The 13,984-nt window shown below is 63.2% G+C and carries 14 protein-coding genes and 1 tRNA gene; 10 read left to right on the top strand and 5 right to left on the bottom strand.

Annotated elements, in window-relative coordinates; genetic code table 11:
* Positions 1-95: 95 nt before the first annotated feature.
* On the bottom strand, positions 96-731 hold the full coding sequence (locus DQG19_RS14325) for a peroxiredoxin (RefSeq protein WP_116126962.1): 636 nt from the start codon (positions 729-731) through the stop codon (positions 96-98).
* Between the two features lie 169 nt (positions 732-900).
* Between DQG19_RS14325 and DQG19_RS14320 the strand changes: the two genes are divergently transcribed.
* Entirely contained in the window at positions 901-1,695 is a 795-nt protein-coding gene (locus DQG19_RS14320) for a phosphatase PAP2 family protein (RefSeq protein WP_116126961.1), read from the top strand.
* A 57-nt stretch (positions 1,696-1,752) separates the two neighbouring features.
* Positions 1,753-2,556: a class I SAM-dependent methyltransferase gene (locus DQG19_RS14315; RefSeq protein WP_116126960.1), complete on the top strand. Its 804-nt coding sequence runs from the start codon at positions 1,753-1,755 to the stop codon at positions 2,554-2,556.
* A 109-nt stretch (positions 2,557-2,665) separates the two neighbouring features.
* On the opposite strand, the gene DQG19_RS14310 is transcribed toward DQG19_RS14315, so the two are convergent.
* Positions 2,666-2,739, bottom strand: a tRNA-Ala gene (locus DQG19_RS14310).
* 200 nt (positions 2,740-2,939) lie between these two features.
* Between DQG19_RS14310 and DQG19_RS14305 the strand changes: the two genes are divergently transcribed.
* The 3 genes from DQG19_RS14305 (at position 2,940) to DQG19_RS14300 (ending at position 4,837) form a co-directional block, all read left to right on the top strand.
* Entirely contained in the window at positions 2,940-3,407 is a 468-nt protein-coding gene (locus DQG19_RS14305) for a DUF1573 domain-containing protein (protein WP_116126959.1), read from the top strand.
* A gap of 99 nt (positions 3,408-3,506) precedes the next feature.
* Positions 3,507-4,097, top strand: coding sequence for a hypothetical protein (locus DQG19_RS20930; protein WP_157974518.1), 591 nt, complete (start codon positions 3,507-3,509; stop codon positions 4,095-4,097).
* Positions 4,091-4,837, top strand: a complete 747-nt coding sequence (locus DQG19_RS14300) for a LytTR family transcriptional regulator DNA-binding domain-containing protein (protein WP_157974517.1) — start codon at positions 4,091-4,093, stop codon at positions 4,835-4,837. Before DQG19_RS20930 ends, DQG19_RS14300 begins: the two co-directional genes overlap by 7 nt.
* Here DQG19_RS14300 and DQG19_RS14295 read toward each other — a convergent pair.
* Positions 4,819-5,196 (bottom strand): transmembrane 220 family protein, encoded by a 378-nt coding sequence (locus tag DQG19_RS14295; protein ID WP_116126957.1) that lies wholly within the window; start codon positions 5,194-5,196, stop codon positions 4,819-4,821. The two genes, DQG19_RS14300 and DQG19_RS14295, sit on opposite strands and share 19 nt — an antisense overlap.
* 27 nt (positions 5,197-5,223) lie before the next feature.
* On the opposite strand from DQG19_RS14295, the gene DQG19_RS14290 reads away from it, so the two are divergent.
* Complete coding sequence (locus tag DQG19_RS14290; protein WP_116126956.1) at positions 5,224-6,135, top strand: aldo/keto reductase family oxidoreductase; 912 nt, start codon at positions 5,224-5,226, stop codon at positions 6,133-6,135.
* Between the two features lie 30 nt (positions 6,136-6,165).
* Here the strand turns inward: DQG19_RS14290 and DQG19_RS14285 are convergent, their stop codons facing one another.
* Positions 6,166-7,395, bottom strand: coding sequence for a metallophosphoesterase (locus tag DQG19_RS14285; protein WP_116127109.1), 1,230 nt, complete (start codon positions 7,393-7,395; stop codon positions 6,166-6,168).
* A gap of 97 nt (positions 7,396-7,492) precedes the next feature.
* Here DQG19_RS14285 and DQG19_RS14280 point away from each other — a divergent pair, with 97 nt between their 5' ends.
* On the top strand, positions 7,493-8,239 hold the full coding sequence (locus DQG19_RS14280; protein WP_116126955.1) for a head GIN domain-containing protein: 747 nt from the start codon (positions 7,493-7,495) through the stop codon (positions 8,237-8,239).
* Here the strand turns inward: DQG19_RS14280 and priA are convergent.
* Positions 8,236-10,710, bottom strand: a complete 2,475-nt coding sequence (gene priA, locus DQG19_RS14275) for a primosomal protein N' (protein WP_116126954.1) — start codon at positions 10,708-10,710, stop codon at positions 8,236-8,238. The genes DQG19_RS14280 and priA overlap by 4 nt on opposite strands.
* Positions 10,711-10,884: 174 nt before the next feature.
* On the opposite strand from priA, the gene DQG19_RS14270 reads away from it, so the two are divergent.
* The 3 genes from DQG19_RS14270 to DQG19_RS14260 all read left to right on the top strand — a co-directional run bounded on the left by DQG19_RS14270 (position 10,885) and on the right by DQG19_RS14260 (position 13,928).
* Complete coding sequence (locus tag DQG19_RS14270; protein ID WP_116126953.1) at positions 10,885-11,991, top strand: DUF4407 domain-containing protein; 1,107 nt, start codon at positions 10,885-10,887, stop codon at positions 11,989-11,991.
* A gap of 21 nt (positions 11,992-12,012) precedes the next feature.
* Complete coding sequence (locus DQG19_RS14265; protein WP_116126952.1) at positions 12,013-12,507, top strand: dihydrofolate reductase; 495 nt, start codon at positions 12,013-12,015, stop codon at positions 12,505-12,507.
* 77 nt (positions 12,508-12,584) lie between these two features.
* Positions 12,585-13,928 (top strand): DUF2851 family protein, encoded by a 1,344-nt coding sequence (locus DQG19_RS14260; RefSeq protein WP_116126951.1) that lies wholly within the window; start codon positions 12,585-12,587, stop codon positions 13,926-13,928.
* The last annotated feature ends 56 nt before the right edge of the window (positions 13,929-13,984 follow it).

Below are 13,984 nucleotides of genomic sequence, written 5' to 3'. Positions count from 1 at the left end.
TGGTTAGGGGGGGGAGAAGTTTTAGTTCGGTAGTCTTGTAGTTCTGTAGTCGCGCATCCGTATTGCGCGGACTACAGAACTACAGTACTACAGTACTATCTATTCGGCTGAGGCGTAGTACGCAGGTAAGGCTTGATCACCTTGTGGCCTTTAGGGAATTTGTCGGGGATATCTTCGGTCTTGATGGAGGGGCTGACGACCACGTCCTCGCCGTCGTTCCAGTCTACGGGGGTGGCCACGCTGTAGCCGTCGGTCAGCTGGAGGCTGTCGAGTACACGGAGGATCTCCTGGAAGTTGCGGCCGGTGCTGGGGGGGTAAGTGAGGGTCAGGCGCACCTTATGCTGGGGGTCGATGATGAAGACCGAGCGGACGGTGAAGTTGCTGTCGGCTTTGGGGTGCAGCATATCGTAGGCCGTAGCGATGGACTTGTCGGAGTCGGCGATGATGGGGAAATTCATCGTACAATTCTGAGTTTCCTCGATGTCCTTTACCCAGCCCTGGTGGCTTTTCAGGTCGTCGACGCTCAGGGCGATGACCTTGGCGTTGCGCTTTTCGAAGTCTTCCTTCAGCTGGGCGGTACGGCCGAGCTCGGTGGTGCAGACAGGGGTGTAATCGCTGGGGTGGCTGTACAGCACGACCCACTGGTCACCGGCCCAGTCGTAGAAATTGATGTCGCCTTCGGTGGTCTTGGCGTCAAAGTTGGGGGCGGTGTCTCCTAATCGTAATGGCATGTTGCTTAGTGTTTGGGTTGAATGAAAGTAACGCGGGAGCCGCCACGTGGTTGATCGGTCCGCCGTGGGGCAGACGTTTATCAGCCATGCCGCTTTCGGGGCAAACTAAAATTTCGTATTATTGAGTTAGCTCGTTACCCGCCGATTGCCCGGCGGTAATTCTGACTGCATGCCCCTTATTCGTTCGTTCTCTCTCTTTCTGCTGCTGTGCACCGGCCTGTCGCTGGGCGCGCAGGATTTCCCGTACCAGCTCGACTGGAAACGCGAAAGCGGGTTGCTGGCCGGCGGCGCGGCGCTCAGTATCGGCAGTCACCTGGTGGAGTCCCGGATGGCGGGCCTTACCCCCCGCGAGCTGGCGCGGCAGCGCAGCGACCGCGTCTGGTTCCTGGACCGCGGCGCCACCCGGCAATATTCCGAAACGCACCGTAACCTCAGCGACGACCTGCTGCGCGCCTCCCTCGCCCTGCCGGCCACCCTGCTGATCGCTCCGGAACCCCGCCGGCGCGTGCTGGTGGTCGCCACCCTGCTGGCGGAAACCATGCTCTTGAACGACGGTCTCACCAAGGCCACCAAGGTGATCGTCCGCCGCAACCGTCCGCTCACCTTCAACCCCGAGCACGACCCCTTCAACCAGGCGAGCAACGACGCCCGCCAGTCCTTTGTATCGGGACACACCAGCAACACCGCCGCCCTTAGCTTCTTTACCGCAAAGGTGTTCCATGACCTATATCCCGAGAGCCCGCTGCGTCCGTTGCTCTGGGCCGGGGCCGCGGCCATTCCCCTGCTGACGGGCCACGCCCGCTACCAGGCCGGCAAGCATTTTCCGACCGACATCGCGGCGGGTTACCTGCTCGGGGCTACCCTGGGGGTGCTCATCCCGGAACTGCACAAGCGCGCCCCCGCCGCTACGGGCTGGAACCTCGACGTGACCGGCGCGGGGATCGGCCTCGTCTACCGCTGGTGACGCAAACCGCGCCGCTACAGGCATTGCACCTGCGCTTCGCCGCCCTATTTTCGGGGCATGGAAAATTACCTGGACCTCAACCGCGAACACTGGAACCAGCGCACGGCCGCCCACCTGACGAGTGCCTTCTACGACGTAGCCGGCTGGCTGACCGGCCAGGAGAGCCTGCGGGAGATAGAACTGGGAATGCTACCCAGGGACCTCACGGGCAAAAGCCTGCTTCACTTACAGTGTCATTTCGGACAGGACACCCTGTCCCTGGCCCGCCGCGGCGCCTCCGTGACCGGCGTGGACCTGAGCGACCGGGCCATCGGTGCCGCCCGCCAACTCTCCGAACGCTCGGGGCTGCCGGGTCGCTTCATCAACTGCGACCTCTACAGCCTGCCGGAGCACCTCGACGAAACCTTTGACATCGTCTTCACCACCTACGGGACCATCGGCTGGCTGCCGGACCTGGACCGCTGGGCCGCCGTCGTGGCGCGCTACCTGAAGCCCGGCGGGCAGTTCGTGTTTGTGGAGTTTCACCCGCTGGCCTGGCTCTGGAACGCAGACCGTACGGGTATCAAGTACGGCTACTTCGACCGGCAGGCGATCGTGGAGGAAAGCCAGGGAAGCTACACCGACGGGAGCGAGGAAGTGAAGGGTACCGAGGTCAGCTGGGACCACCCGATCAGCGACGTGATCAACGCGCTGCTGGGTGCGGGACTTACCCTGCGCCGGATGGACGAGTACGACTACAGCCCCTACGACTGCTTCGACAACCTGGTGGAAGTGGGGGAGGACCGCTACCAATTCGAGCAGATGCCGGGGCTGATACCGCTTACCTACAGCCTTAATATGGTTAAGGGATTGAGGGATTGAGGGATTGAGGGATTGAGGGATTGAGGGATTGAGGGACTGAGGGATTGAGGGATTGAGGGATTGAGGGAAATTAAAAAAGGGACAATCGCGAAGCGAAAGTCCCTTTTCGTGGAGAATACCGGAGTCGAACCGGTGACCTCTTGCATGCCATGCAAGCGCTCTAGCCAGCTGAGCTAATCCCCCGTGGCGGTTAAGCGGTGGCAAAGATAAGCAGGTCTTCGGCAATTACACAAGTCTGTCGCTTCAATTTTTTACATCCCATTAACACCGAAAAGGGGGAGGGCCTATCATCTTTTGCCGTGGTGTGGCGTTAAAGGATAAGAATGTGAGGGTGGACAATGCCTGTCCGCCGTAACTTAGCATACGAAGAAAACAACCGACTTATGAAGCGCATCTTTTCCCTCCTAGTCCTTCTGAGCTGCCTCGGCGCCAGCGTGACGGTACAGGCCCAGGCCGCCGCTACCGAGCAGACCGCCGCCGCCGCTTCTGGCATGTCGTTCGAGAAGACCGAGATCGACTACGGTACCATCGAGCAGAATTCCGACCCCTACCGGACCTTCACCTTTACGAATACCGGCACCGAGCCCATCATCATCACCAACGCCGTGGGTTCCTGCGGCTGTACCGTGCCGAGCTTCAGCGACCTGCCCGTAGGCCCCGGTGAGACCGGAGAGGTAAAGGTGCGCTACGCCACCGATCGCCTGGGTAAGTTCCGCAAGCGCGTGACCCTGACCACCAACGTCAGCAAGGAGCCCGTCGTGCTCACCATCATGGGTGAGGTACTCGACAAGCCCGCGCAGCCGAACGCCGTACCCGCCGGTGACGCCGGTATGTTTAACAACGGTAAGTAAGCCTCTCGGTCGCCCGGCGCTTCAAAAGCGTCCGACAGCTATTGGCTAAAACGTAAATGCCCGTTCCTGCAAAGGGGCGGGCATTTTCTATATTTGACCATGTACTACCGCGAAGAGCGCCTGCGACAGCTGGCCGACCGGCTTGGATTCTCCTTCTCTCCGGCCGACGACCACGGCCTCGAACGCTTTCTGGGCGACTTTCGCCTCGCCACGCGGGGTGCCCGGCCCGCCATTTCCAACGTGCTGCGCCGGCAGGAGGGGCTCAGCGACGCTGACCTCTACCTCTTCGACTACAGCTATTACGAGCGGGGCAGCAAGCAGACCGTCCACCAGTCGGTCTGCTTTGTGCACAGCCAGCGGCTGGTGCTGCCCGAGCTGTGCCTCCAGCCCGAAACGCTACTGCACAAGCTGGGGGAGTTGTTTGGCTACACGGATATTGACTTTACCCGCTTCCCCAAATTCAGCAAGCAGTACCGCCTGACGGGGGAGGACGAAGACTACATCCGCCATCACTTTTCCGACGAGGTGCTCAACTACTTTACCCTAAACAAGGGATGGTCCGTAGAGGGCATCGGCTACTACCTGCTGCTGTACAAGAAAGGCTTCCTGCTGCCGCCGGACGAGGTGGAGCAGCTGTACCGTCGGGGGAGGGACGTACTCGAGCTGTTCAGTTCCGCCACCGAATGCTGAGCCGTAACCCCTTCGCGCGTCCGTTTCCCGAGCGCCCCTTCGGTCGCGGGGTGGTGATTGGCCACGGGCGCACCGCCCTTTTCGTCTTTGTCGCCCTGCTTTTCCTCTTTTCGCCCCTGCTGGCCCTGGCCTACGGAGTCGCGACTTTCGCCGTAGCCCTCGTGTACCATTACGTAAGCGAAGCCTTGGGCGTGCGCCGTCGCGGTCCCCGCTGGACCCTGCTGCGCTGGACGCTCGACCAGGCTGTGTTGCTGTTTTTGGTGTCGGTGGCCTGCTTTTTGCTGTTCAACGCTACCCGCGACTGGTCGCTGATGAATCTGCGGGTCCTGCTCTACATTACCGTACCCACGGTGCTGGTCGGGTTGCTGCCGATCGTGGTGAGCGGGGTCGCCTTGCAGCTGCGGGCGGAAGGTGAATACCAGAAAGTGGCCGGCCGCGTACAGCTGTCCAGTCTGGCCGGAACGGAAGCGCCGGCGGGCTACGTTGCCTACGCCGTTCGGATCGATCCGGGCAAGAGCGCGGTGCACTTCAGCGACGGCCGCGCCGAAAGGGTGCCGCTCGACCTGGCCGGCGTGGTTACCCGCTACGCGGGGCAGGGGCTCCGGCGCTGTCATCCCGACTACCTCGTCAATCTCCAATACATCGTAGCGGCGACGGCCGACGCACAGGGCCTGCGCCTGCGGTTGTACGGTATGGAGACTACGGTACCCGTGAGTCCCCCCTATTTTGCCAATATCTGAGCGTCCACGCGGTTGATCGAGAAGGCGTAGCTTGCTAGCGTGAGGCTACAGATCAGCAGACCGAAGAATTCGCGGGTCAGTTCGATGTGCGGGGAGGCGGCCGTCATCTGGCCGGCGATCGTCGGCATTCCTTCGTTGATCCAGGTGATAAGGTCGGGAACCAGGCTGCCCATCCACAGGACCGACGCCACGAGCGCCGCGTAAATGAGCCACCGCGGGGGGCGATCCAGGGCCCACCAGGCGGCGATGATGGCTACCGAGCCGTACATCAGGACCCAGATGGGCCAGTCGGGATCGTTGAGCTGCCAGTACGCAAACAGGATGAATAGCAGGGCTACGAGCAGGTGCAGGTATTTCATGTCGCTAGGTTACCGTAAAATTACACCATGAACGCAGCGCAACGCACTTTAAGTCCCAACGGGCCCCAGTTATCTGAAATCGTCGCCGGCACCATGACCTGGGGAGAATGGGGAGCCGACTACGATACCGTTACCACGGCCGATCTCATCGGTCACTGCCTGGACCTCGGGATCACCACCTTCGACCACGCCGATATTTACGGCAGCTACACCACCGAGGAAGCTTTCGGCAAGGCCCTGAAGCAGCACAGCAGCAGCGTGCGCGGGCAGATCCAGCTGGTCACGAAGTGCGGCATTCAAGTGCTGACCGGTAACCGCCCCGAAAACCGGGTCGCCCACTACAACAGCACGCGGGACCACATCATTTTTTCCGCCGAGCGAAGCCTGTCGATGCTCGGGACGGATTACCTCGACCTGCTGCTCATTCACCGCCCCGATCCCCTCATGGATCCGGAGGAAGTAGCTGCTGCCTTTGACGAGCTGCGGCAGTCTGGCAAGGTGCTTCACTTCGGGGTAAGCAACTTTACGCCCAGCCAGTTTGATCTGCTGGCGGCTAAAACGGAGCTGGTGACCAATCAGGTAGAGTGCCATCCGTTACACCCCGATCCCCTGTTCGACGGCACCTACGACCAGTGCCAGGGCCGCAGCCTCCGACCCATGGTGTGGAGCCCCCTGGGCGGCGCCGACTACTTCAAGGGAGAAGGCACGAAACTGCTGCGATTGCGCGACAAGGTGAGCGAGATCGGCAGGAAATACGGCGTCGAAGAGGACGTGGTGTTACTCGCCTGGTGCCGCAAACACCCCATGCGTCCCTTGCCGGTGATCGGTACCACGAAGAAAGACCGCATCACCCGATCCCTGAAGGCGCTGGACATCGATCTCGAACGGCAGGAGTGGTTTGAGATCCTGGAAGCCGGGCGGGGACATCAGGTAGCCTAGCCCCTCGCTGGCCGGTAGCGGAGCGAGCCGCTAGGCGCGGCGAAGCGTAAGTACCGTGACCTCCGGTAAGATGCCCACCCGGCCTGGGTAGCCGAGAAAGCCCAGGCCCCGGTTCACGTACAGGTTCTGCGTGCCGTGGCGGTATAGGCCGGCCCACTGCTCGTAAACGTACTGGGAGGGTGACCATTTAAATCCGGGGATCTCGATGCCGAACTGAAATCCGTGGGTGTGGCCGCTGAGGGTCAGGTCGATGTCGGGGTGCTCCGGACGGACCAGGGCGTCCCAGCTGGTGGGGTCGTGGCTGAGCAGGACGCGGCAGTCGCAGTCACCGGGGAGTCCCGCGGTGGCCTTGCCCAGATCGCCGTACTTCGGGAAGCGAAGGACGGCCGACCAGTTTTCGATCCCGATGAGGGCCAGCCGGTGGCCGTTGATGTCGAGTATGCGGTGCTCGTCGCGCAGCAGGTCCCAGCCCAGGCGGGCGTGAATGTCGTACAGCTGCTCCATGTTGGCCTGCTTGGCCGCCTCGTCGGGCCACTGTACGTAGTCGCCGTAGTCGTGGTTGCCCAGGGTGCTGTATACCCCGTGCTTCCCCCGCAGCTGCTTGAAGATGTCGATATAGGGCAGCATCTCCTCGGAGCGGTTATTTACCAGGTCGCCGGTGAAGACCACGATATCGGCCTCCTCGCGGTTCACCATTTCGATGGCGTCGTACAGCGGGGTAGTGCGGGTCCAGCTGCCCGAGTGTATATCACTGATCTGTACAATCTTTACTCCCTCCAGTCCCGCGGGTAGGTCCCGCACCGGCACGTCCACCGCGAAACGCCGGTACCGGTAGGCATTGCGGACCATACCGTAGGTGAGCGTTACGAGCGGCACGCCCCCCGCGACCAGGGCCGCCTTGCTCAGAAAACGGGAACGACCGGTATCGCGCTCGGTCACCGGACTGATCTTGTTGGCCACCCAGTTGAACGCGCGCCGGAGCTCGTCGAACAGCAGGAAAAGCACCACCGGCACCTTGCTGAAGTATACGATGAAGATCATCGCCCGCCCGTATACGAGCAGGCCCTTCGGCCAGTCTTCGGTCGCTTCCACCACGTTGAGCAGGAGGAACACATAGCAGAGGGCCGAGAGTGCCCAGTAGACCCCGTAGCCCCACCGGCGGGTCGTGGCCCCATACTTATTCAGCCACGCGCGCCACGCCAGGAAGGCGTAGGCATCCAGAAACAGCATGATCAGCAGCAGGAATATCAGTCTAGACATGGCAGCGTAAACGCCCCCCGGCAAAAAAAAGATGTTGCCTACCTGCAACCTGCCAGACGGGAGATCGTCCCTGCAATAAACCCCCTAACTTAAGGCTATGAGAATCATCAACACCCTGCTATTCCTCTTCATCACCGTGGGCCTCAGTGCGCAGGTGGAAGTCAACAACGGCGGCGGCTGGTTCGGCTCCGGCGACCGCGTAAAGGGTAACGGCGACGTACAGACCGAAAGGCGCGACATCGACGGCTTCACCGGCGTCAAGGCCTGTTGCTCCATGAAGGTGGAGCTGGCCGAGGGACCCTTCAGCGTACGCGTGGAGGCGGAAAGCAACCTGCAGGAATTCGTCAAAACCGTAGTCAACGGCCGTCAACTGGAAATCGGCTACACCGATAAGGCCAACTTCAGGTCCACCGAGCCCATCAACGTCTACGTCACCCTGCCCAAACTGGAGTACCTCAAAGCCTCCAGCAGCTCTACCGTGTACGGTACGTCCGATTTTCACGGCGATGATCTTGAGGTGCACGTCAGCAGTTCCGCCCTGGCCGAGCTCACGTTCATCGGCGATGAGGTGACCACCGGAGCCAGCAGCTCGGCTACCCTACGGCTGTCCGGCCGCGCCGACCGCATCGAAGCCGACGCCAGCAGTTCCGGCCGTATCGACGCGGGCAAGCTGGAGTCGCGCGATGGCCGCGCCGACGTCAGCAGCAGCGCCGACGTCGTCCTGAATTTGTCGAAGTCCCTGCGCGCCAAGGCCAGCAGCAGCGGCAGCGTGACCTACTACGGCAGCCCGAACGACGTACACAGCGACACGAGCAGCAGCGGCAGCGTCCGCAGTCGGAACTAGTACGGATCCACGTCGACCACCACGCGGACCCCGCTCAGCCCCTTTTTGGCGGCCAGCTTGGCGGTGGCTTGGCGGATCAGGTCCTTGGCCCGCTTCGCTTCCGCGGCGGAATTGCCCAGACGGATGACCATATCCTGTAAGTAGTACGTTCGCAACCGCGCCACCGTAGGCTCAAAAGGCCCCTCCAGCCGGTCGCCGAGATGGTGGGCCAGCCACTTGCCCATCAGTTTGGCCCCTTCCTCGGCGGTGTTCCGGCGGGTATGCCGCAGTTGCAGGCGGATCATCTTGCCGTAGGGCGGGAAGTGGAGCTGCTGCCGGTTGTTCGCCTCCCGCCGGATGAAGGAATCGTAGTCGGCCGCCAGCACGTCGGTCAGTACCGGGTGGGTCTCCTCGTGGGCCTGGATGATCACCTGCCCCTGCCGGTCGCGGCGCCCCGCCCGCCCGGCCACCTGCAGCATGAGCTGGAAGGCCCGCTCGTCGGCGCGGAAGTCCGGGAAGCGCAGCAGCTGGTCGGCACTGATCACGCCCACGAGCCCCACCTTGGCGAAGTCCAGTCCCTTGGTCACCATCTGCGTTCCCACGAGGATGTCCAGCTGCCCCGCCTCGAACTGCTCCATCAGCTTGCCGAGGGCATTCTTGCCGCGGGTGGTGTCCAGGTCCATACGGGCCACGCGGGCCTCAGGGAGGAAGATCTTCAGTTCGTCCTCGATCTTTTCGGTGCCGGTACCGCTCAGTTTCAGTTGCGGCTCCCCGCAGGCGGGGCACTGTTCGGGCGGAGCCATAGTGTAGCCGCAGCAGTGGCACCGCAGGCGGTGCTGAAACTTGTGGTAGGTGAGGCTGACGTCGCAGTTGACGCACTCCACCGTCCACTCGCAGGTCGGGCAGAAGTAGACCGGCGCGAAGCCCCGCCGGTTCTGGAACAGGATGACCTGCTCCCCGCGCTCGAGCGTCGCGCGTATGGCGTTGAGCAGGGTAGGGGTGAAGAAGGGGTGGTGGTTGCCCTTCTCGTCCGTCTCCCGGCTGTTGGCCACCTCCACCCGCGGCGGGGCGATGCCGCCGAAGCGCTCGGTCAGGGTGACGAGGCCGAACTTGCCCGTGCGGGCGTTCTCCCAGCTTTCCAGGCTCGGGGTGGCACTGCCCAGGATGGCGCGGGCGCCGTGCTGCCGTGCGAGGTAGAGGGCAACGTCGCGGCCGTTGTAGCGGGGGTTGGGATCGTGCTGCTTGAAGCTGGGGTCGTGCTCCTCGTCGATGACCACCAGTCCGAGGTTCGTGAAGGGCAAAAAGAGGGCCGAACGCGGTCCCACCACGGAGGTCTTGCCGCTCAGTACCGCCTTCCAGATCTCTACCCGTTCCATATTGTTCAGGCGGCTGTGGTAGACCATGATCCGGTCGCCCAGCACCCGCTGCAGCCGCTTGATGATCTGTCCGGTCAGGGCGATCTCCGGCAGCAGGTAAAGCACCTGCTCTCCCGCCGCGATGGCCTCCTGCATGAGCTCCAGGTACACCCGCGTTTTACCGCTGCTGGTGACACCGTGCAGGAGGGCGGCCTTCCCGTCGGCGTGGCACCCGCGCACCGCCGCCAGTGCCTCCGTCTGCTGGGCGCTTAAAGCCCCTGGTTCGGCCACGATCTCCTCGCCCCCGATGCGGCTGATCTCGCGGTCGTAGAATTCGAAGATCTCCTTCTTCACCATCGCCTTGATGACGGCATCCGAGGCCCCCGTGCGCTTGCTCAGGTCGGCCCGGCGCACGTAGGGCTGGGTGCGGCTGTACTGGATATATTCGAGCAGCACGGCCGTCTGCTTCTCTGAGCGCGCCACCTTATCGAAGGCGGCCACCTGCTCGGCTTCTGTGCGGCAGGCGGTGCCGAAGCGTACGCACTTGACCTCCAGAGGCTTGTAGGGATCGACGAAGTGCTCCTTGGGCAGGATGACGTGGCGGTCCAGCAGGCTGCGGATGACGGGATAAACGGTCTTGCGCTGCAGGATGTCGCGGATGTCCTTGAGGCTCAGTTCGGGCTGCAGGGTCAGGGCTTCCACGACCAAGTACTCGTCGCCGCTCAGCTCGGTCACGTCGTCGCTGAAGAGCGGCCCCAGGGTGATAATGGTCTCGCTGGCCATCTTGAGGTGGCTGGGCAGGCCGGCCGTCATCACTTCGCCGAGGGTGCAGCAATAGTAGTCGGCCATCCAGTCCCAGAGCCGCAGCTGCCGCGCCGTCAGGAGGGGCTCCACGTCGATGACGCTCAGGATGGGCCGCGTCTTGAAGCCCGGGGCCGTGCCGTGCAGGTGGCGGACGATGCCCGCGTAGTGCTTGTTGCGGCTGAACTGCACCTCCACGCGCTGCCCTTCCCGCAGGCCGCCCACCAATTCCTCGGGCACCGAGTAGGTGTAGGTCTGCGCCAGGGCGAGTGGGAGGACGACGTCGGCGTATACCGTGCCGCTTTCGTGGAGGGTGCGATCGCTGTTGCGGGTCAAGGGCGAAGTTGAAATTATTTGTTGCAAATATACGTAGCGTGGGCGGGGCGGCGGTGCGCGGGTGCGGTGCAGTGTGGTCCGTCGGAATTCGTCCTTGGTTCATCGAACGGAATCCCGGACCCGGTGGGGTGCGCCTACTTTCGGACTATCCGTTTCCACCTAGCACATACTACCATGAACCAGCTGAAATCCTTTTTTCTCTTCTGCTCGGGCGCCGACCGTACGCTCCTCGAGCAGGTCCCGACCGACGAAAGTAAGTACCTCGGCATCGGGGGCACCATTTTCTTTACCGGACTGCTCGCCTTCCTGTCGGCGGCCTACGCCTGCTACACCATTTTCGACAATTACTTCGCGGCCGCCGCCGTGGGGCTGGTGTGGGGGCTGATGATCTTCAACCTCGACCGGTACATCGTGTCCAGCATGAAAAGTCGCCGCGGCTTTGGCAACCTGCTCATGGCGCTGCCGCGCGTCGGTATGGCCGTGCTGCTGGCCCTGGTCATTTCCAAGCCGCTGGAACTGAAGATCTTCGGGAAGGAAATTGATGCCGAGCTGGTCGTCATGCAGCAGGAGGTTTATAAGGAGCAGGAAGCCGGTATCCGCGACCGCTACGCCGCCGACTTGGCCGTCCTGGAGCGGGAAGCCGAAGTTCTGCGGGCGGACCTGGCCGACCGTACCGCGGCCCGCAATGCCGCCGCCGCGGCCGCCCTGGCCGAAGCCGACGGCAGTGGCGGTTCCGGCATCCGCAATATGGGCCCGATCTACCGCGCCAAGCAGCAGCGGGCCCAGCAGGCCCAGGACGAACTCACGGCGGCCGAAGCCTCCCTGCTGCCCGAGGTGGCGGCCAGGCAGGAAGCGATCACCGAACTGCGGTCAACGATCGACGGCGAGATTACCGCCCTGGACCGCAGCAGCTACGGCGGCCTGGCCGCCCGGATCGAGGCGCTGGACCGGCTGAGCCGCAGCAGTCCCGCGATCGCGCTGGCCGTACTTTTCGTGACCCTCCTCTTCATCGCCATCGAGACCGCCCCGATCTTTACCAAGCTGATTGCGCCCCGCAGCCCCTACGATCACCTGCTGGCCGAGCACGAGCAGGCCTACGAGGTGGCCGCCGAGGAAACGATCACCGAGCGGGCCGGGCGGCTGCGCAACCACATCCGCTACCAGACCGAGGTCGGCGTCTACCAGACTACCGCCGACATTGCCGCCAAAAAAGCAGAGATCGACGCCGCGCTCCGCCGCCGCCGGGAGGAGCTTGGCACCCTGGATTTGGGCCTGGGCTAACCGGCGGCGTACCTTGCCGCCATGCAACTTTCCGCCATCGTAGCCACCGACCGCCTCGGTACCATCGGCAAGGACGGAGATATTCCGTGGTACCTGCCAGCCGACCTTCAGTATTTCAAGCGCATGACGCTGGGCCACCCCGTCATCATGGGCCGCAAGACCTTCCGGAGCATCGGCCGCCCCCTGCCGAAACGAACCAATATCGTACTGACGCGCGACCCCTTCTTTACCGCTACCGGCACGGTGGTAGTGCATAGCCTGCGCGAGGCGCTTGCTCACCCGGCGGTGACCGAAGCGGAGGAAACCTTCATCGTGGGCGGTGGGGAGCTGTACCGGCTGGCGCTGCCTACGACGACCACGGTGTACCGTACCATCGTGGGGACCGAGATCCCCGACGGCGACGCTTTCTTTCCCGAGCTCCCGGCCGGTGAATGGCGTGAGGTATGGAGTGAAGCCTGGCGCCCCCACGGGAAGAATGAGCTCGCCTACCGCTTCGGCCGGTGGGAGCGGAAATAATTAAACAAATTGTTGTTTTTTAGTTGAAAAGGTGCGTAATTGCGTAAGAATTGTTTTACGTAATACCACTTTGAGAAATGAAAGAAGATTTCCTCCACTACCTGTGGCGGCTGGCGCGCTTTGATTTGCGTGACCTGCGCACGACCACGGGCGAACCCGTCACCATTCAGCAGTTCGGCGTGCTGAACACCAACGCCGGTCCCGATTTCGACGACGCGCGGCTGCGTATCGATGGACTGCACTGGGCCGGCAAGGTGGAGATGCACCTCCGCAGCAGCGAGTGGTACGATCACGGCCACGACTCCGATCCGGCCTACGATGGCGTGGTGCTCCACGTCGTGCTGGAAGAGGATCGCCCGGTATTTCGCCGCGACGGCAGCCGGATTCCGTGCCTGGAGCTGCGCCACCGCATTCCCGCCGGCGTGCGCAATACCTACTGGCGGCTGCTCCACAATGCCTACTGGGTCCCGTGCCAGACGCAACTGCAGCGGGTGCCCGATCCGCTGCGCGCGCTGTGGCTGCAGCGGGTACTGGCCGAGCGCCTTTCCGCCCGCTCGTCGACCTTCGCCGGCCACGTCGAGGCCTGCGGGCGCGACTGGGAAGAAGCCTTCTACCGGACCCTCGCCCGGGCCATGGGCGGCAAGGTGAACGGGGAAGCGATGGAGATGCTGGCCTGCTCCCTGCCGCTGCGCGTGCTGCTGCGGCACAAGCACAGCCTGCTGCAGCTGGAGGCCCTGCTCTTCGGTCAGTCCGGGCTGCTGCCCGGCCCGGAGGCCGACGAATCACCCTACGTGACGCAGCTCCGGCGGGAATACGCGCTGCTGGCCGTGAAGCACGGACTTAGTCCGCTACCGACCTCCGCCTGGCGGTTTCTCCGGATGCGGCCCAACAACTTCCCGACCGTCCGCATCGCGCAGCTCGCCTGCCTGCTGCACCGCAGCGGTCAGCTCTTCGGCAAGTGCCTGGCCGCCGCCGACGCCCGTGAGTTGCGCAACATGTTCGAGGTCAGCCTGAGCAACTACTGGCGCGACCATTACCGTTTCGGACCGGTTGCGGACCGCAGTCCCCGGCGATTCGGGGAGAGCGCGATCCGTTCCGTGCTGATCAACGCCGTGTCGCCGGCCTACGTTGCCTATGCCCGACTTCGGGGGGACGACCGCTACCGCGACCGGGCCATGGCCCTGCTGGAATCCCTGCCAGCCGAAAGCAACTCGGTGATCCGGCGTTGGCGCAGCCTCGGCTGGGCCGCCGCCTCCGCGGCGGAGAGTCAGGCCCTGCTGGAACTGAAGGCCGCCTACTGCGACGCCAGCCGGTGTACGTCGTGCAGCGTAGGCTGCGCCCTGCTCAACCGAACGGACGCCGACGATGCGCCCCGCCTGACCCTCAATGAGGAAGCCCAGGTATACCGGCAGGCGGGGTAGGGGGGCCGGGGCCTCCCCGATCCTTTGTTACCTTCGCGCTTCGCAAACCTACCGCC

Origin of the sequence: Lewinella sp. IMCC34183 (genome assembly GCF_003390915.1) — a bacterium.
Lineage (GTDB): Bacteria > Bacteroidota > Bacteroidia > Chitinophagales > Saprospiraceae > Neolewinella.
The sequence above is the reverse complement of the archived record's forward strand: the minus strand, read 5'-3'. Positions and strand labels throughout refer to the sequence as shown.